This window comes from Pseudomonas sp. Irchel s3h17, assembly GCF_900187505.1.
In the GTDB taxonomy this organism is placed as follows: domain Bacteria; phylum Pseudomonadota; class Gammaproteobacteria; order Pseudomonadales; family Pseudomonadaceae; genus Aquipseudomonas.
This window is the reverse complement of record NZ_FYDL01000031.1, coordinates 1-19,663: the sequence shown is the minus strand read 5'-3', so window position 1 is coordinate 19,663 and position 19,663 is coordinate 1. Positions and strand designations below refer to the sequence as shown.

Annotated in this window: 9 protein-coding genes, 2 rRNA genes and 2 pseudogenes; 6 read left to right on the top strand and 7 right to left on the bottom strand. The window is 60.5% G+C overall.

All coding sequences use genetic code 11. From position 1 onward, the window contains the following. Positions 1–6 precede the first annotated feature (6 nt). Both rrf (CKW25_RS25505) and rrf (CKW25_RS25500) read left to right on the top strand, forming a co-directional pair. Positions 7–122 (top strand): 5S ribosomal RNA (rrf, locus tag CKW25_RS25505). Between the two features lie 106 nt (positions 123–228). Next, positions 229–344 (top strand): 5S ribosomal RNA (gene rrf, locus CKW25_RS25500). Positions 345–434: 90 nt separating this feature from the next. Here rrf (CKW25_RS25500) and CKW25_RS25495 read toward each other — a convergent pair. The 4 genes and pseudogenes from CKW25_RS25495 to CKW25_RS25480 all read right to left on the bottom strand — a co-directional run bounded on the left by CKW25_RS25495 (position 435) and on the right by CKW25_RS25480 (position 5,172). Further along, positions 435–990: pseudogene (locus CKW25_RS25495) on the bottom strand (PepSY-associated TM helix domain-containing protein). A 71-nt stretch (positions 991–1,061) separates the two neighbouring features. Next, positions 1,062–3,575 (bottom strand): TonB-dependent siderophore receptor, encoded by a 2,514-nt coding sequence (locus CKW25_RS25490; RefSeq protein WP_095083710.1) that lies wholly within the window; start codon positions 3,573–3,575, stop codon positions 1,062–1,064. 84 nt (positions 3,576–3,659) lie between these two features. After that, positions 3,660–4,667, bottom strand: a complete 1,008-nt coding sequence (locus tag CKW25_RS25485) for a FecR domain-containing protein (RefSeq protein WP_095083709.1) — start codon at positions 4,665–4,667, stop codon at positions 3,660–3,662. Next, on the bottom strand, positions 4,660–5,172 hold the full coding sequence (locus tag CKW25_RS25480) for a sigma-70 family RNA polymerase sigma factor (protein ID WP_095083707.1): 513 nt from the start codon (positions 5,170–5,172) through the stop codon (positions 4,660–4,662). The genes CKW25_RS25485 and CKW25_RS25480 overlap by 8 nt, the downstream gene beginning before the upstream one ends. A gap of 247 nt (positions 5,173–5,419) precedes the next feature. Here CKW25_RS25480 and CKW25_RS27455 point away from each other — a divergent pair. Both CKW25_RS27455 and CKW25_RS27450 read left to right on the top strand, forming a co-directional pair. Then, positions 5,420–6,511: pseudogene (locus CKW25_RS27455) on the top strand (cache domain-containing protein); the annotation flags it as partial. Between the two features lie 69 nt (positions 6,512–6,580). Further along, complete coding sequence (locus tag CKW25_RS27450; protein ID WP_371850678.1) at positions 6,581–7,366, top strand: methyl-accepting chemotaxis protein; 786 nt, start codon at positions 6,581–6,583, stop codon at positions 7,364–7,366. A 227-nt stretch (positions 7,367–7,593) separates the two neighbouring features. Here CKW25_RS27450 and CKW25_RS25470 read toward each other — a convergent pair whose 3' ends face one another. Next, positions 7,594–8,304 (bottom strand): GntR family transcriptional regulator, encoded by a 711-nt coding sequence (locus CKW25_RS25470; protein ID WP_095083704.1) that lies wholly within the window; start codon positions 8,302–8,304, stop codon positions 7,594–7,596. A 261-nt stretch (positions 8,305–8,565) separates the two neighbouring features. On the opposite strand from CKW25_RS25470, the gene lapG reads away from it, so the two are divergent. Next, entirely contained in the window at positions 8,566–9,258 is a 693-nt protein-coding gene (lapG, locus tag CKW25_RS25465) for a cysteine protease LapG (protein ID WP_095083703.1), read from the top strand. Between the two features lie 14 nt (positions 9,259–9,272). Beyond that, the gene (gene lapD, locus CKW25_RS25460; RefSeq protein WP_095083702.1) at positions 9,273–11,228 is read left to right on the top strand and encodes a cyclic di-GMP receptor LapD; all 1,956 of its coding nucleotides are present in this window, start codon (positions 9,273–9,275) and stop codon (positions 11,226–11,228) included. 39 nt (positions 11,229–11,267) lie between these two features. Here lapD and CKW25_RS25455 read toward each other — a convergent pair whose 3' ends face one another. Further along, a complete protein-coding gene (locus CKW25_RS25455) occupies positions 11,268–11,606 on the bottom strand; it encodes a tryptophan synthase subunit beta (protein ID WP_095083701.1) in 339 nt (112 codons plus the stop codon). Between the two features lie 150 nt (positions 11,607–11,756). Beyond that, the coding region (locus tag CKW25_RS25450; protein WP_143497492.1) for an immunoglobulin-like domain-containing protein at positions 11,757–19,663 on the bottom strand (7,907 nt) is incomplete at its 5' end.

Below are 19,663 nucleotides of genomic sequence, written 5' to 3'. Positions count from 1 at the left end.
GAATTTCTTGACGACCATAGAGCATTGGAACCACCTGATCCCATCCCGAACTCAGCAGTGAAACGATGCATCGCCGATGGTAGTGTGGGGTTTCCCCATGTGAGAGTAGGTCATCGTCAAGATTAAATTCCGAAACCCCTATCTGCATCTGCAGGTAGGGGTTTTGTCTTTTAGTAGAAGTCATCCATTTTGCTGGCACGTTGTTCCAACGGGCTGGTCACAGAATTTCTTGACGACCATAGAGCATTGGAACCACCTGATCCCATCCCGAACTCAGCAGTGAAACGATGCATCGCCGATGGTAGTGTGGGGTTTCCCCATGTGAGAGTAGGTCATCGTCAAGATTGAATTCCGAAACCCCTGTCTGCTCACGCAGACAGGGGTTTTGTCGTTTCAGGAGTGGTTAAAAGCGTTATCGGTATCGACCGCAAGTCCTACGTCTTGCGTGCCTTGCTACTGCGCCGGGCCAGCAGCTTGCGCCACCAGATGTAGATCCCTGTGGCTGACAGCACCGCAATCATCAGGCCCAACAACGCGATGATCACCTGTCCGGTAAGGCCGATAATCCGTCCGCCATGTATCGGTAATTGCAGGCGATAGAAACGCTCTCCCAAGGTACCCTGGCCTGCGATGCCCGGTTTGTTCGCCACTCACGGGGTCCAGGTAAAACACCTGATTTGGTTCTTCGAAAGGCTTGCCCGTGATGGGGTTGTTGCGTGGCACTGCTGCGAGCAGCGCGGTGTGCCCCCCTTCATTCGGGTACTCCATGTACCAGACCTGAAGCTTGGGATGTTGCCCCTGCAACCGGTCGACCAGCGTGCCCGGAGGGAGCTGCACGCCTTCAGAGGAAGCCTCGTAGAACGTTGGATTCAGCCATTCGTCCAGCTCATGATTGAACGCCAGAACACTGCCGGTCAGGCCAGCCATCAACAGAAAGATGGCCGTGGCCAAACCGATGTAGCGATGAAGCAGAACCCATACTGCACGCATGATATTTTCCCGCAGAGACGACAAAGCCAGCATCTGAATCCAGACGCTGGCTTTGAGGGAGTGACGAAGGGTTAGAACTGGTAGCTCACCGTGGCGGCGACGTTACGTTCCTCACCCATGTAGCAGAAGCTCAGGCTGGCGCAGGAAGCGATATAGGATTCGTCGGTCAGGTTGTTGGCGTTCAGGCGCACATCCACACCCTTCAGGCCCACTTTGCCCAGGTCGTAGCCAATCGACGCGTCGAATAGCGTGTAGGACGGCACCTTCATGGTGTTCTCGGCATCGGCCCAGCTGTAACCGACATACCGCACGCCACCGCCCAATCGCAGGCCGTCGAGCGTCCCGGCGTTGAACGCGTAGTCAGCCCAGAGCGAGGCCATGTGCCGTGGCGCCTGGGTCGGCGAGTTGCCCTTGTTCTCGATCACATCGGTGTCGGTGCTCAGGGTGCTGATCATCGACTTGGAGTACTCGATGTCGGTGAAGGTGTAACTGCCCAGTACTTTCAGGTTATCGGTCAGTTGCGTGTGGGCTTCCAGTTCCAGGCCCTGAGAGCGCACGGCCCCCACCGCGCGGTAGAAGTTTTCCTGCGGCAATTTGGTCGCCAGGTTCTCCTGCTCAATCCGGAACAGCGACGCGGTGAACAGGTTGTCCGTACCCGGTGGCTGGTACTTCAGGCCGACTTCCCATTGGGTGCCGTCGGTGGGAGGTAGCGGGTTGCCAGCGCTGTCTGCGTAAGAGTTCGGGTTGAACGACTCGGAATAGCTGATGTACGGCGCAACGCCGTTATCAAACAGGTACAGGGCGCCGGCGCGGCCGGTCAGCTTGGTGCGTTTGTCGTTGACCTCGGTACCCTCCGGGCGGTTGAACTCGGGCAAGCGGTTTTCTTCCGAGGTTTCCACCCAGTCCTGGCGCAGGCCCAGTGAGAACCGCCACTGATCCATCTCGATCAGGTCTTGCAGGTAGACGCCGGTCTGCTCCAGGCGACGCAGGTAGCTCATCGGATCGTAGTAACTGATCTCGGCGTTGCCATAGACCGGGTCGAAGGCATTGATCGGTGCCACCGAGCCGCTGGTCCAGTCGACCACCGTTTTACGGCGCTGGTAATCGGCACCCATCAACACCGTGTGTTGGGTATTACCGGTCAGGAATTCGGCTTGCAGCATGTTATCGACGATGAACGCGTGGAGTTTCTCGTCACCGCCGGTGTAGTAGCGGTTCAGTTCATTGCTGGTGGGTGTGGTCCAGCCATAGCCGTAGATCTGGTCGAGATTGACCTTGGAATCCAGGTACCGGAAGTTCTGGCGGGCCGTGAACACGTCATTGAAGCGGTGTTCGAACTGGTAGCCGATCGATTGCTGGTCGCGCTGGTAGCCGTCCACGCTTGGCTCACCTTCAAAGAAGTGTTCCGAAATGCGCTGGCCGTTGCGCTGATGCAGGGCGCCGTCCGCCGGCATGCCGCTGTGATAACCGCCGTCGGGGTCGTGCTGCAGATAGGCTTGCAGGGTCAGCGACGTGTCGTCGGTAAAGTCGATGCTGACGGTGGGGGCCAGTGCGTAGCGTTTCTCCTTGTTGTGATCGAACTGAGTGTCGGATTTGTCGGCAAGGCCGGTCAGTCGGTACGCAATACGCTTGTCGTCATCCACAGGGCCGCTGAAGTCAAAACCCACACCTTGTTGGCCCTGGGTGCCGACCGTGGCTTGAACCTGATGATAGGCCTCGTACAGCGGCTTCTTGCTGGTGAGCGCTACCAGGCCACCCGGTGAACTGCGCCCGTAAAGAACCGAAGAGGGGCCCTTGAGAATATCGACGCGCTCCAGGAAGTACGGGTCGATTTGCATGCTGCTGTAGGTGCCGCTATCGCCCATGGATTTCAAGCCGTCGAGGTAGATGTTGTCCACCGAGCCGTCGTTGAATCCGCGCATGGCCACATAGTCATAGCGATGGGTGGCGCCATAGGGGTTGGTCAGCACGCCTGGGGTATAGCGCATGGTCTGGGATACGGTTTGCGCGCCCTGGTCATCCATTTGCTGGCGAGTGACCACGGACACGCTTTGCGAGGTTTCCAGCAATGCGGTGCTGGTCTTGGTCGCAACCTGGCTGTGGGTCGCGTTGTAGCCTTCCATGCTGCCCAGCGCATTACCGAGGGCGAAGCCCTTGATGTCGGTGGCTGGCAGCGACAGCGCTTCGGTCTCGGCCTGCGGGTGCAACACATAGCGGCTGCCGTCCTGGCTGACGGCTTGCAAACCCGAGCCGCTGAGCAAATGGCTCAAGGCTTGATCAGCCGAGTAATCACCTTGTACGCCTGGCGACTGGCGGCCCTGGGTAAGTCCGGGGGTGGTCGAGAGGGTGATCCCGGCCTGGCGCGCGAACTGATTGAGGACGTCGCTCAATGGTCCCGGGGCGATGTTGTAGCGGCGACTGGCGCTGGCAACGCTGTCATCGGCCGCCTGACCGAGTGCAGGCAGCGCACTGACCCCCAGCACGGTGGAGAGCAGGGCGGCACGAATGGCGTGGCGCAGCAGGCCACCGGAAGGGGTGTCGGTGGCGCAGGAAAAGGGCGGCGGGCAGGTGGCGCGAACAGTCATCATGGGGTTCCGTTGGAGTCGCTGAAGGCAGATTGAAGTGCTTACTGTCTAAGCCGGACTCACGCTGAAAACCCGCCAAAAAAATCAGGCCTGTCGTTCCAGTGTCACCCACCAGCGCGTTCGGTAGCGCAATTGGACCGGGAGCGTGCGGGGCAGGATCGCCAGCAACTGGTCGGTGTCTTCCAGGCGGAACACGCCGGACAGGCGCAAGTCGGCGATGTCCGATGCACAGGCCAGGTAGCCGCGGCGATAGCGATTCACCTCCTTCAGGAAGTCCGCCAGGCGCATGTCCCGGGTGACGATCAGGCCATCGACCCAGGCGCCGGCATCCATGGCCAGCGGCGGTGCCTGGGTCACGTGTTCAGGCGTGACCAGGTAGCTTTGCCCGGCGTGCACCAGGGTCAGGGTGCCGTCTGCCGTTCGCGGTGAAAGCACGGCGACACTGCCGCGGGTGACGCTGAGGCGGGTGCAGCCGTTGTCCTGGCGTATCACAAAGCGTGCAACGCTGGCTTCGAACACCCCATGATGACTTTGCACCCGCAGCGGCCGCTCGGATGCCTGGGCGGTGGTGCCACAGGTCACCATGATTTCGCCGCGGGCGAGTGTGATCAGCCGGTGTTGTGCCGTGAAGTCCAGATTGACCGCGCTGTCGGTGTTCAGTCTCAGGCGAGTACCATCGCGTAGTTGATAACCGCGGCGCTCGCCGGTGGCGGTGGCGAAATCGGCGTTCCACTGCTGCCAGCCGATCTGATCCTTGCCGAGCCACGCCGCCGTGCCCATCAACAGGGCGCCCGAGAGTAATTTCAGGGCCTGGCGCCGACCGAGGCGTTGCGCACTGGTTTCCAGTGTGTGCAAGGCAGCCTGCGTACCGGGTACCGCGCGCAGGCTGGCGGTCAACTCCTGTTGTAGCGATTGCACCCGCTGCCAGGCCAGTTCGTGCTCAGGGTGTGCGGTGCGCCAATGCTCGCATTGCTGGCGCAACTTGAGATTGCCGGTGTTGTTACGCAGGCGCAGCAGCCAGCCGATCGCCTGCTTGACCACCCGATGGTCAGGGCTGCCGTGGGCACGCAGGTTCATCGAAGTGTTATCCATGGACGTCCGACTCAAAGCGCAGCACGTAGCAGTGATAGAGCGCTTCGGCCACATAACGCTCCACCGAACGCAATGACAAACCCATCTGTTCGGCGATCTGCTTGTGGGTCAGGCCGTCACACTGCGCCAGGAGAAACGCCTTGCGCACTTTCGGTTTAAGGCCTTCAAGCATCCGCGCAATGCGTTCCAGCAACTCAAGCACCAATGCCCGGGATTCGGCGCTGGGTGTTTGCGCTTCGGGCAGGTGGGCGATGGCGTCCAGATAAGCGCGTTCGATTTCTTCCCGGCGCCAGTGATCGATCACCAGGCCACGGGCAATGGTCCGTAGAAAGGCGCGAGGCGCCTTGAGTTCGAGTCGTTCGGTCCGTTGCAGCAAGCGGACGAAGGTGTCCTGCGCAAGGTCCGCGGCATCGGCGGCATTGCCCAGGCGACTGCGCAGCCATGTAGTGAGCCAACCGTGGTGGTGGCTGTAGAGCACCTGTACTGCAAACTCGGGAGAGGACATGAACGCGACAGCCCGGACATCACAAATGATAATTACTCGCATTGTCATCAAGGGTCGTGATTTTTGCAACCAGTGCTCAATCAACGGCCTCGGCAAAGGCCAGGCCGAGCGCTCTGGAATGCCCTTTAGCGGTTTTTTTCAGTGATTGCCCGCGGTTTTTCATAAAAGCCTAAGTTTTCCCGCAGCGGTGCCGAAAGAGTAGGGGAGACATGCGTGCACCAATGTAGAGCAGGCCTCAGAGCGGCCTATGGCGTCACATGGAATGTTGCACTCGGAACGCATCCCCACTCATTGCATAAGAAGTCCCCCTGACATGAATCTCAAATTCAGCCATAAAATCCTTTTGGCCGCTTCGGGCGTAGTGGTACTGGCGTTTGCCCTGTTCACTTTGTACAACGACTATCTGCAGCGAAACACCATCCAGCAAAACCTCGACGCCTCGGTCCAGCAAGCGGGCGCGCTGACGGCCAGCAGTGTGCAAAACTGGCTGGGTGGCCGGATCCTGGTGCTGGAAAACCTGGCCCAGAACGTCGCGCACCAAGGTGCCAACGCTGACTTTGCGGGGTTGGTCGATCAACCGGCCTTCACGTCCAACTTCCAGTTCACGTATGTCGGTCAGGTAAACGGTGTGTTTACCCAGCGCCCTGACGCCAAAATGCCTGAAGGCTATGATCCGCGTCAGCGCCCTTGGTACAAGCAAGCGGTCGCCGCCGACACAACCATGCTCACGCCGCCTTACATGGCGGCGGTCGGCGGGCTGGTAGTGACCATCGCCATGCCGGTGAAAAAGAACGGTGAAATGCTGGGCGTGGTTGGCGGTGACCTGAGCCTGGCGACCTTGGTGAACATCATCAACGCGGTGGACTTTGGCGGCATCGGGCATGCGTTCCTGGTCAGCGCTGACGGTCAGGTGATCGTCAGCCCGGACAAAGACCAGGTGATGAAAAACCTCAAGGACATCTACCCTGGCGCCAATGTCCGCCTCGATAAAGGCAATCAGGCGGTGCTGCTCAACCAGCAGGAGCGCATCCTGTCCTTCACCCCGGTCAATGGCTTGCCGAACGCGCAGTGGTACATCGGCCTGTCGATCGACAGCGACAAGGCCTATGCACCGCTGGCTAAATTCCGCACCTCGGCACTGATTGCGATGTTTATCGCCGTGACCGCGATTGCCGTGCTGCTGAGCCTGTTGATTCAAGTGCTGATGCGCCCGCTGACCACCATGGGCCGTGCCATGCAGGACATCGCCCAGGGCGAGGGTGACCTGACCCGTCGTCTGACCGTGGAAAGCAAAGACGAGTTCGGCGAACTGGGTGGTGCGTTCAACCAGTTTGTGGAGCGGATCCACGCCTCGATCAGTGAAGTGTCTTCGGCCACGCGTCAGGTGCATGACCTGTCGCAACGGGTCATGGCCTCGTCAAATGCCTCGATCATCGGTTCCGATGAACAAAGTGCGAGGACCAATAGCGTCGCGGCGGCCATCAATGAACTCGGGGCGGCGACCCAGGAAATCGCCCGCAACGCGGCGGACGCTTCGCAGCACGCCAGCGGCGCCAGCGAGCAGGCCGACGATGGCCGTCAGGTGGTGGAGCAAACCATCCTGGCGATGACCGAGCTGTCGCAGAAAATCAGCCTCTCGTGTACTCAGATCGAAACCCTGAACGCCAGCACCGACAACATCGGGCACATTCTCGATGTGATCAAGGGCATCTCCCAACAGACCAACCTGCTGGCGCTCAACGCGGCGATCGAAGCGGCACGTGCCGGTGAGGCCGGACGCGGGTTTGCGGTGGTGGCGGATGAAGTGCGCAACCTGGCGCATCGCACCCAGGAATCGGCGGAAGAGATCCACAAGATGATCACGTCGTTGCAGGTCGGCTCGCGTGAGGCGGTATCGACCATGAACGCCAGCCAGGTTTCCAGCGAGGAGAGCGTCGAGGTGGCGAATCAGGCCGGTGCGCGCCTGGTCAGCGTGACGCAGCGGATCACCGAGATTGACGGCATGAACCAGTCGGTGGCGGCCGCGACGGAGGAGCAGACCGCAGTGGTGGAAACCCTCAACGTCGACATCAACCAGATCAACCTACTGAACCAGCAAGGCGTGGCCAACCTCAATGAAACGCTGAAGGATTGTGATGCGTTGTCACTGCAGGCCAACCGCCTCAAGCAACTGGTGGACAGCTTCAAGATCTGATCCATGACGTGCTGATTGCGCAACAAACCGCTCCCACCATGGGCACCTCAAGCGTGAATGCTGCCCAGTGGCGAGCGAGCTTGCTCGCGCTGGGCTGTGCAACAGCCCCAAAAAGGTCACCGCACCGTTCTGAAAGATCGCAATCGCCTTCTGGAGCACCAGCCCGGCCCAAGGGGAGCAAGCGCCCTTGCCACAGGGGCAGCGTTCACTCGCTTCGACGGTGACGTTCAGGTCGACGTTGAGTTGCGCTGGGATTCAAGGCTGTTCAGGTAGCGGGTGATGACTTCAACGGCCCGATTCAGATGGCTGGCAAGCTTCGCCACGCACCGCTCGATGTCCCGGGCTTGTGCGGCGTGCAGCAGCTCATGGTGGTCTTCCTGAGTGAGTTTACCGAGCCCCATGGCCCCCAGGTTGAAGCGCAGAAACCGCTCCTCTTCCCACAGGCCGCTTTCGATCAGGCTCAGCAACCGGCGGTTGGGCGCCTTGCGGTACAGCGCCATGTGGAACAGGCGATTGAGCCTGCCGATTTCGGCGTAATCGGTCGCTGTTTCCAGGTCCTGGATGTGGCGGGCCGCTTCGGCAAAATCTTCTTCGTCGAGCAAAGGGATCGACAGACGCAGCGCTTCGCATTCCAGCAGGATGCGCAAGGCGTAGGTTTCGGCCGCATCCCCTTCGATCAGTGGTGCCACGACGGCACCCTTGTGTGCCACGACGTGCAGCAGCGATTGCGCCTCAAGTTGACGCAGGGCTTCACGCACCGGCATGCGGCTGACGCCGAACAGGTCGGCCAGGTCTTGCTGGCGCAGCGCCGTACCGCAGGGCAAGCGGCCGTCAAGAATCGCCGAGCGCAGGGTTTCTTCGATCACCGAGCGCGCCAGATGGGCCGGAATCGGTCCGCTGACCGGGATGCTGCTTAGTGGGTTGGGCTTCTGTGTCACGAAAACGCACCCTGTTTGAGTAAAGGTAAATATTGGATCCAATACACGCTAGTAACGGCTTGGTGAGTTGTCAAATCGGGGCAGACAATGCCGCTTTCAACCGTCTTATGCCACCGTTTTTGCCATCACATGTCGCATTGTCAGTTACCGTATCCGCTCTTCAAGTTTAGCGCGCCCGCAGTGATTGCATCGTGCCATTGTCTTTTGCCTGGCAAGGCTTCACCATCCATCGATTACCCAATGCCCTCCGGACTCACTGCATTGCTGGCACGTTTCGCTCTTCCACGGACCTTGCGTTGGCTGTGCTCGGCACTGCTGATCGCCAGCGTCATGCTGGGTGCATTGCAGGCCGATTGGGACTTCTCGCTGATCAGTCGACGCGCTGAGGCGTTGTACGGTCCGTTAGGCGAGGGCAAGCAACGGATCGATGCCTGGCAGCACCTGCTGGCGACACAGCAACAAACCCCGGAGCTGGCCCAGCTCAAAGCGGTCAACCTGTTCTTCAACAAGCAGATGCGCTACGTGGAAGACATCGACCTGTGGCGCGAGGTCGACTATTGGGAAACGCCTGTCGAAGGCTTGTGGAAAGGCGCCGGGGATTGTGAGGACTATGCGATCGCCAAGTATTTCAGCCTGCGCCGCCTCGGGGTTTCCAGTGACAAACTACGCATCACCTACGTCAAGGCCCTGCGCCAGAACCGCGCGCATATGGTCTTGACCTACTATTCCAGTCCGGATGCGATGCCATTGGTGCTCGACAGCCTGATCGACGGGATTCAGCCGGCCAGCCAGCGCACCGACCTGCTGCCGGTCTACGCCTTCAACGCCGAAGGGATGTGGCTGCCCGGCGCCAAGGGCAACAAGAAAGTCGGCGATACCAAGCGCCTGTCCCGTTGGCAGAATGTGTTGAAAAAAATGCAGGCCGAAGGTTTCCTGGCCGAGACGATTAATTAGGAGCACGCGCTCAGATGTCTTTGTTCAAACAGCTGTTGATCGCTATCTGTCTGTTCCTGGTGGTCGCCTTCAGTGGCAGCTTCATGGTCAGCCTGGAGAGCTCGCGCACGCAGTACGTCAACCAACTGCGCTCCCACGCGCAGGATGCGGCCACGGCGCTGGCGTTGTCGTTGACACCGAATATCGACGATCCGGCGATGGTCGAGTTGATGGTCAGCTCGATCTTCGACAGTGGCTATTACGCGAGCATCCGTGTGGTGGACCTCAAGACCGACACCGCCATCGTCGAGCGCAGCGGGGCGCCCGAGGTCAGTCAGGTGCCGGGTTGGTTCGTCCAACTGATCGGCCTTGAGCCGGCCGGTGGCGATGCCTTGGTCAGCCGTGGCTGGGAGCAGGCGGCCAGGGTAGAGGTGGTCAGCCATCCCATGTTCGCCGTGGCCAAGCTCTGGCAGAGCGCATTGGGTAGCCTGGGCTGGTTGTTGATCTGCGGTGCGATCAGCGCCGTGCTGGGGGCATTGCTGCTACGTCGACAGCTCAAGCCACTGGACTACATGGTCCAGCAATCCCATGCCATTGCCCGGCGCGAGTTCCTGAGCCTGCCTGAGCTGCCGCGCACGCCCGAACTGCGTCGTGTGGTGCAGGCGATGAACCAGATGGTCGAGAAGCTCAAGGCGTTGTTCCAGGAGCAGGCCGAACGTAGCGAAAAACTGCGAGTCGAGTCCTATCAGGACACCTTGACCGGGCTGGCCAACCGGCGCTACTTCGAGATGCAGCTGAACGCCCGGGTGAGCAATGCCGAGCAGGCCAGCTCCGGTTATCTGCTGCTGTTGCGGGTCAAGGACCTGGCCGGCCTCAACCAGCGCCTGGGCGGTCAACGCACCGATCAGTTGTTGCAGGCGGTCGGCGAGCAGCTGTCCCGAGAGTGTGCAAAATACCCGGAAACCCAGAATCTGGTGACGCGTATCCGCGGGGGTGAGTTTGCCGTGCTGGCGCCGGGGCTGGTGCGTGAAGAAGCGCTGCAATTGGCGCATAACCTGAACAGTGCACTGGCCAGCCTGCATGCCACTGGAGCGACAGATGTGGCGTCGGTGGCGTCGATCGGGCTCGCACCGTTCGCCCACGGCGACACTCCGCTCGCGGTGCTTGGCCTGGCCGACCAGGCGTTGTCACAGGCCGAAGCCGAGGGCGATTCGAATTGGGCATGCCTGGATCACAACGCGACAGCCATCGTCGGCGACGACCATCATGCCTGGCACACCTTGCTTGACCAGGCCCTGGCAGAGCAGCGCTTCGAGCTGTTTTTCCAGCCTGTCGTGGCCAGTCAGGACACGCAGGTGGTGCTGCATTACAAAGTGCTCTCGCGCTTGCGCGATGAACAAGGCCTGACCATTCCCGCCGGGCGTTTCCTGCCGTGGCTGGAGCGGTTTGGCTGGACCGCCCGGCTGGACCGCTTGATGCTTGAGCTGGTGCTCGAGCAGATGGCCGGCCATCAGGACTCGCTGGCGTTGAACCTGTCGGGTGCGACCCTCGCGGATGCGCAGGCGCTGAACACAGTCTTCGACATCCTGCGTCAACATGCGGCGCTGGGGCCACGGTTGACCCTGGAAATCGGCGAAGAGCAATTGCCCGATCAAGCCGTGCTTGAACAACTGACTCGTCGTCTGCATGAGCTGGGCTTCTCCTTGAGCCTGCAGCGTTTTGGCGGGCGCTTCAGCATGATCGGCAACCTGGCGCGGCTGGGCCTGGCTTACCTGAAAATCGACGGCAGCTACACCCGCGCCATCGACCAGGAAAGCGACAAGCGCCTGTTCATCGAAGCCATCCAGCGCGCCGCCCATAGCATTGACCTGCCGTTGATTGCCGAGCGGGTAGAGACCGAAGGGGAGCTGCGGGTGATTCGTGAGATGGGCTTGTACGGCGTGCAAGGGCAGCTGTTTGGCGAACCAAGGCCCTGGCAGTCAGGCGTCTGAAGTGATCGCTCCCACGCGGGAGCGATCAATGCTTAGCCTTTAAATCAATCCGCTTTCGTCTTCATCAATCAGATGACTCAAGCCACCCAGCGCTTCACGTGCCTGGGTGCGGTCCATCAGCTTGGCTTGTGCGGCCGGCGGCAGGTCGGTGACGCGAATCACGCCCTTGCTGGTCAACACCTGAATCAGGTCGTCGAGTACCCGGATCATTTCCAGGTCGCTCTGTTTAAGCTGTTTTAGGCTGGTTTCCACCACTTCGTTGGCGTACCAGGCCTGGATCTCGTGGTGGTCGGCGGGCAGTGTTTCCGTCGCCTCGGCGTAGGGCGCAGCCTCTACGCGCACCAGCAGGCCCTGTGCATCGCGTTGCACGTAGAACATCGTGAATCCCTCATGAATGAACCCGCGTGGTGCTGTCGGCAGCATAGGCCAACGCAGGTGAGTATGCGGTGCTACGACGAAATCGTCACCCGGTGGGCACTGACACAAACGTGAAGGGCCGCTCATTGCGAGCGGCCCTCCAGGGTTTGATCAGTTGTTGTTGTGGTCGATCTTGATGGTTGGGTCGCTACCGGCGATCAGCGAGTTGATGCTCTGGCCGGACCAGTTGTTGCCTTCCAGTTTGATCGTCACGTCGGCGTTGGCAATCCCGCCAGCGGTATTGAGCTTGCCTTCGGAGCTGACCTGCAACGTCGACACACCTTCAACCGTGGTGATTTTCAGGAAGTTGTCGATGGTGCTGGCGCTTTCGCCCTGCAACAGATCACGCAGGTCGATACGGTCGCCTTCGTTGGCCTTGAAGTCCTTGATCACGTCGTTACCGGTGTCGCCGGCCTTCCAGACGAAGGTGTCGGCACCCGAACCGCCCATCAGGGTGTCATTGCCCGAGCCGCCCAGCAGGATGTCATTGCCTTCACCGCCGAGCAGTACGTCCTTGCCGGTACCACCGAGCAGGATGTCATTGCCCTTGCCGCCATCGAGCGCATCGTCGCCGCCCTGGCCGAAGATGATGTCGTTACCGGCACCGCCGAGCAGGTTGTCGATACCGTCACGCGCCCCGGACACATCGAACGCGTTGTAGTGCTCGGTGATGTACTGGTGCACGTTGCTGGCAGTGACTGTGCTGACCTCCACACCGGTTTGCTGGCCCACGTAGGCCTGCATGGCCTGATAACCCTCACCGGCAATACCGTTGAAGCTCACCAGGTCGCCGAACAGGATGTCATTGCCGTCACCGCCATCGACCGTGTCGGCACCGGGCAGGGTCGCTTCGCTATGGCCCAGGATGGCGTTGGCCAGGTCATTCGGATCGATGTTGGCTTGCGGCTTGCCATCGGTGTCGAACGGAACCAGGTCGGCCGGCTTGATGGTGTTATTCAGGCCGATCGCTTCGACCTGCGACAAACCACTGAGCAACAGGAAGCTGCTGTTGGAGTTACTGATCGTGCCACCATTGTTTTCGGTGGAGGAGATCTCATAGGTACCGTCACCCTGCGCCCGGATCGTGCCGAGGGTGTTTGACTTGTACCACTTGCCCGGCTCGTACTCCGTCCACTTGTTGACCTGGCCGTTGCGGGTGATCAACTCACGGCTCTCGCCACCCAGGGTGATATAGGCGGTATCGCCCAGTTTGTAGTTGTTGACGTTCAGGTAGTCATCCAGCGTGCCGTCGTTCTTGCTCGGGGTGTGGAGGAAGTCAGCCACCACCGGGTTGGTCTGCTCGCGGTTCTGGAAAGAGTTTGGCTCACCGTCCGTGATGAAGTAAGTCAGGTTGGTAGCGCCTGTATTGTCCTTGGCCTGAGCACTCTGGAACCAGTTGGCCGTGGTTTTGAACACGTCCTCGTAGTTGGTGCCACCGCCCGCCGCCATCGATCTGACGATGTCCTGCAGTTGTTCCAGTGCGCCCGTGTCATTCAGGTTGACCGACACGGTCTTGCTCACGCTGCTATCGAAGGTCGCCAGGAAGATGTTGACCGTCCCCGAGGTGTTCGCACCCAGGCTCTGCTTGAGGGTGCTGAACATCACGGCCAGCGAGTCCTTCGCCGCCCTGATCGAGCTGTCCATACTGCCGGAGGTGTCGACCATGAACGCGATGTTGTAGTTCTTGCCCTGAACCATGTTCAGGCCACCGATGTCGGCAACGATGATGTCGTTGGCATCGGTGCCGAGGATGGTGTCATCCTGGGTCGTGCCGACCATCGGGTTGTACGTCGCCGGGTAAATCGTTACCGGAATCTGCGCGGTGCTTGTCGCCGAACCACCCAGGTTTTCAGTGGAAGTCGAAGTCACGGTCAGGGTGAACTGGCCGTTGTAGTACGGCGGCGGGGTCAGTGTCAGGTTGGCCAGGTCCCAGCCGGTTACCAGCGCTGATCCATCGGCGCCCACGGTGTAGCTGTGGCCCGGGCCATCGCTGATGACCATGCCTTCAGGGAAGCCGCTGATGGTCACGCTCAGGCTTTCGGAGCCGTCGCGGTCGGTCAGCTCGGTGGTGATCTTCGACAGGTGGACGCTGCCGTTTTCCGCACCCTCATTGAGTTTGTAGCCTTCGTAGTAGCCTTCGCCATTGGTGCCGTGCAGGTCGGAAACCGTCACGCCAGCGTTGATCAGATCGGCGACATCCCTGTAGATCGGCACACCGGCAGTGCTCAGGTCCATGACCGGACCTGCCACCGAGCCGACGCTGACCTGCAGGTTGACGTCGTAGCTGCCCGCACCACTCTGGTTGTGGTGGTAGATGTCCAGGGTGTAGTAGCCGCTGGTGGTTGGCGTGAACGAACCATTGAGCGCGCCGCCATTGCCCCACAGGGCGTTGGCCACGTTTTTGCCGCCAATGGCCACCAGCAGGCTGTCATCGCCGGTGCCGCTGAAGGTGTAGGTCTTGCCGGCTTCGAGGTAGATCAGGCCGGACGTTTTCGACGCAATACCGGCTGTCACGCTGCCATTGGATTGCACGTTGGACACGGAGCTGCTGCTGTCCGGAGTACCGGCGGCATCGATCACTGATTTCAGGGTATCGGTTGGCGCACCGCTGCCCACACCGTTAAAGCCGGTGTTCAGAGCGGTCAAGCCGGTCCAGGTTTCCTTGATCAGACCTGTCGAGTTGACGTTGTTGCCCGCGATGTTCAGCGTTGGCGCATCGGCCACCGGGGTGATGTCGACTTTCAAGGTCGCTTCAGTGCCCTGGTTCGAGCCGTCGGTAGGCGTGAACTTGATCTGCGCGTAGTCCGCCGCTTTGTTACCGACACCCGTACCACCGTAACCATCTGCACCTGACTCGTTGGCGCCTGGCACGAACTTCAGTTTGCCGAGGGCGATATCCGCCTGGCTGATGGTCTGGCCGACAGTGACCTTCACGCCGTTGAACATCAGGTCGCCACCGCCCGACAGTTGGGTGATGGTGATGCTCAGCGGGCTGTCGTTATCGACATCGGTGACCTTGAAGTTGTCCCAGGTCAGGGTGATGCTCGAGTCCTCGAGACCGGTCACCGCACCGCCGGCGGACACTGGCGCATGGTCGTTATCGACAATGGTGGTATCGACGTTGGACTTGTTCGGGTCGATCACCAGGTTCTCGAAGTTACCGCCGCTGACCGAATCGATGGTGATCTTGAAGTTTTCGGACCCTTCGACCAACTTGTCATTGATGGTGTTGATGTCGAAAGCAACGCCATTGCTGTTGGCCGGGATCTTGACGGTGACGACACCGGAGAAGTCCACGCCATCGGTCGCCGTGCCGCTGTACTTCAGGGTGACGGTCACTTCGGTCTGAGCGGTGTTGCTCAGGTTCAGGGTGTAATGGGCGGTTTGGCCTTCGATCACCGAGGTGTCGCCGCTGATGCCAACGGTGGTCTGGTCGCCATCGTCGGTAACGGTGGTGGTCAGCGTGGTGTCTTTCAGCGTCAGTTGTTCGAACTTGCCGTTGCCGCCGCTGACGGACTCCAGCTTGTTGACCAGCGACGCCTGGCCGCCGGTAAACACGTCGTCGTTGACCGTGACAACCGCCGAGCCGGAGGTGCCATTGGCCGGCACGGTAATGGTGGTGCCGTCGCTGAGCTTGAAGGTCAGGGCCTGGTGGTTGTTGATCGGCAGGCCGGCCGCGTTGGTCAGGGTCACGGTGTAGGTGACCTGGCCGCCTTCGGTGACGGTGGTTTTATCCACAGACAGGGTGGCGATGACCTCGCTGATGGTGTCGCTGATCGCCACCGTTGCAGGGGTGTCGCTGATCACCAGGTTCTCGAACGTCTTACCGGCGACGGTGGCACCGCCAACGGTCAGGCTCAGGCTGCCGGCGTCTTTGTAGACGTCTTCACCCTGGATCGGCGCGGTGTAAATGGCCTGGGTCTGACCGGCAATGATGGTGACTTTACTGCCGTTGCTCAGGGTCACCTCAAGGTTGTCGGTCAGTGCCTTATCGATCTTGACGGTGAAGCTCGGTGCGGCGTTTTCCAGCACGTCGCCGTTGCTCTGAATGCTCACCGTGACCTTGTCACCCTGGCCGCTTGGCTCGTCGGTGACAGTGGTGGTCAGCGTGGTGTCTTTCAGCGTCAGCTGTTCAAACTTACCGTTGCCGCCACTGACGGACTCCAGCTTGTTGACCAGCGACGCCTGGCCGCCGGTGAACACGTCGTCGTTGACCGTGACAACCGCAGAGCCGGAGGTGCCGTTGGCCGGTACGGTGATGGTGGTGCCATCGCTGAGCTTGAAGGTCAGGGCTTCGTGGTTGTTGATCGGCAGGCCGGCCGCATTGGTCAGGGTCACGGTGTAGGTGATCTGGCCGCCTTCGGTGACGGTGGTTTTATCCACAGACAGGGTGGCGATGACTTCGCTGGTGGTGTCGCCGATGGTGACGCTGGCCTTGTCGCCGAGCACCAGGTTTTCGAAGGACTTGCCGTTGATTACAGCGTCAGTAACACCTACTTCGACGGTCTGGCCGTCTTTGTAGACGTCGTCGCCCTGAGCCTTCAGCTCGTACGGGGTCTCGGTGGTACCGGCCTTGATCACGACGGTGTCGCCGTTGCTCAGGGTCACGGTCAGGTCCTGTTTCAGGACTTGGTCGACCTTGACGGTGAACTTCGGAGCGGCGTTTTCCAGTACATCGCCGTTGCTTTCGATGGTGACAATGATCTTGTCGCCTTCGTTGGCTGGGTCGGTTGGGTCGCCCGAGCCAGGCTCGTCGGTGACGGACGTGGTCAGGGTGGTGTCTTTCAGCGTCAGTTGTTCGAACTGCTCAGCGCCAGAAACGCTTTCCAGTTTGTTGACGATGGCCGGCTGGCCGCCGGTGAAGATGTCGTCGTTGGCGGTAACGCTGGCAGTGCCGGAAGTACCGTTGGCCGGGATCTTGACCACGGTGCCGTCGGACAGGGTGAATTCCAGCGGACCATGGGCGCCCATTGGCAAGCCAGCAGCGTTGGTCAGAGTCACGGTGTAAGTGATCTGGCCGCCTTCAGTAACAGTGGTTTTATCCACAGTCAGGGTGGCGGTGACTTCGCTGATGGTGTCGCCGATGATCACGGTGGCTTTGTCGCCGAGCACCAGGTTCTCGAAGGACTTGCCGTCGATTACAGCGTCAGTAACACCCACTTCGACGGTTTGACCATCTTTGTAGACGTCGTCGCCCTGAGCCTTGAGCTCGTATGGAGTTTCGGTGGTGCCGGCCTTGATCACGACGGTGTCGCCGTTGCTCAGGGTCACGGTCAGGTCTTGCTTGAGCACCTGGTCCACTTTGACGGTGAACTTCGGTGCGGCGTTTTCCAGCACGTCGCCGTTGCTTTCGATGGTGACAATGATCTTGTCGCCTTCGTTGGCTGGGTCGGTTGGGTCACCCGAACCAGGCTCGTCGGTGACGACGGTGGTGTATTCGTCTTGGCCCAGGGTCAGTTGTTCAAACTGCTCGGCGCCGCTGACGGACTCCAGCTTGTTGACGATAGCCGGCTGGCCGCCGGTGAAGATGTCGTCGTTGGCAGTAACGCTGGCAGTGCCGGAAGTACCGTTGGCCGGGATCTTGACCACGGTGCCGTCGGACAGGGTGAACGCCAGCGGACCATGGGCGCCCATTGGCAAGCCAGCGGCGTTGGTCAGGGTCACGGTGTAGGTGATCTGGCCGCCTTCGGTGACGGTGGTTTTATCCACGGTCAGGGTGGCGGTGACTTCGCTGATGGTGTCGCCGATGGTCACGGCGGCCTTGTCGCCGAGCACCAGGTTTTCGAAGGACTTGCCGTCGATTACAGCGTCAGTAACACCGACTTCGACGGTTTGGCCATCTTTGTAGACGTCGTCGCCCTGAGCCTTGAGCTCGTACGGGGTCTCGGTGGTACCGGCCTTGATCACCACGGTATCGCCGTTGCTCAGGGTGACGGTCAGGTCTTGCTTGAGCACCTGGTCCACTTTGACGGTGAACTTCGGTGCGGCGTTTTCCAGCACGTCGCCGTTGCTTTCGATGGTGACGGTGATCTTGTCGCCTTCGTTGGCCGGGTCGGTTGGGTCACCCGAACCAGGCTCGTCGGTGACGACGGTGGTGTATTCGTCTTGGCCCAGGGTCAGTTGTTCAAACTGCTCAGCGCCGCTGACGGACTCCAGCTTGTTGACGATGGCCGGCTGGCCGCCGGTGAAGATGTCGTCATTGGCGGTGACACTGGCAGTACCGGACGTACCGTTGGCCGGGATCTTGACCACGGTGCCGTCGGACAGGGTGAACTCCAGCGGACCATGGGTGCCCATCGGCAGGCCAGCGGCGTTGGTCAGGGTCACGGTGTAGGTGACCGAACCGCCTTCGGTGACGGTGGTTTTATCCACAGTCAGGGTGGCGGTGACTTCGCTGATGGTGTCGCCGATGGTCACGGCGGCCTTGTCGCCGAGCACCAGGTTCTCGAAGGCCTTGCCGTCGACCGTGGCGTTATCGATGCCGACTTCGACGATTTGGCCGTCTTTGTAGACGTCATCGCCCTGAGCCTTGAGCTCGTACGGAGTCTCGGTGGTGCCGGCCTTGATCACGACGGTGTCGCCGTTGCTCAGGGTCACGGTCAGGTCCTGTTTCAGGACTTGGTCGACCTTGACGGTGAACTTCGGTGCCGCGTCTTCCAGCACGTTGCCGTTGCTTTCGATGGTGACGGTGATCTTGTCACCTTCGCCGGTCGGTTGGTCGGTGACCGTGGTGGTGTATTCGTCCTGGCCGAGGGTCAGCTTCTCGAACTGCTCGGCACCGCTGACGGATTCCAGCTTGTTGACCAGCGAAGGCTGACCGCCAGTGAAAATGTCATTGTTGGTGACGACCGTTGCGTTGCCGGTGGTGCTGTTGGCTGGCACGGTGATGGTGGTGCCATCACTGAGCTTGAAGGTCAGTTCGCTGTGGTTGCTCATTGGCAAGCCGGCAGCGTTGGTCAGAGTCACGGTGTAGGTGACCGAACCGCCTTCGGTGACGGTGGTTTTATCCACAGTCAGGGTGGCGGTGACTTCGCTGATGGTGTCGCCGATGGTCACGGCGGCCTTGTCGCCGAGCACCAGGTTCTCGAAGGCCTTGCCGTCGACCGTGGCGTTATCGATGCCGACTTCGACGATTTGGCCGTCTTTGTAGACGTCATCGCCCTGAGCCTTGAGCTCGTACGGAGTCTCGGTGGTGCCGGCCTTGATCACGACGGTGTCGCCGTTGCTCAGGGTCACGGTCAGGTCCTGTTTCAGGACCTGATCGACCTTAACGGTGAACTTCGGAGCGGCGTCTTCCAGCACGTTGCCGTTGCTTTCGATGGTGACGGTGATCTTGTCGCCTTCGCCGGCCGGTTGGTCGGTGACGGTGGTGGTGTATTTGTCCTGGCCGAGGGTCAGCTTCTCGAACTGCTCGGCACCGGAAACACTTTCCAGCTTGTTGACGATAGCCGGCTGGCCGCCGGTGAAGATGTCGTCGTTGGCGGTAACGCTGGCAGTGCCGGAAGTACCGTTGGCCGGGATCTTGACCACGGTGCCGTCGGACAGGGTGAACGCCAGCGGACCATGGGCGCCCATCGGCAAGCCGGCAGCGTTGGTCAGGGTGACGGTGTAGGTGATCTGGCCGCCTTCGGTGACAGTGGTTTTATCCACGGTCAGGGTGGCGGTGACTTCACTGATGGTGTCGCCGATGGTCACGGCAGCTTTATCGCCGAGTACCAGGTTCTCGAAGGACTTGCCGTCGACCGTGGCGTTATCGATACCGACTTCGACGGTTTGGCCATCTTTGTAGACGTCGTCGCCCTGAGCCTTGAGCTCGTACGGAGTCTCGGTGGTACCGGCCTTGATCACGACGGTGTCGCCGTTGCTCAGGGTCACGGTCAGGTCCTGTTTCAGGACCTGATCGACCTTAACGGTGAACTTCGGAGCGGCGTCTTCCAGCACGTTGCCGTTGCTTTCGATGGTGACGGTGATCTTGTCGCCTTCGCCGGCCGGTTGGTCGGTGACGGTGGTGGTGTATT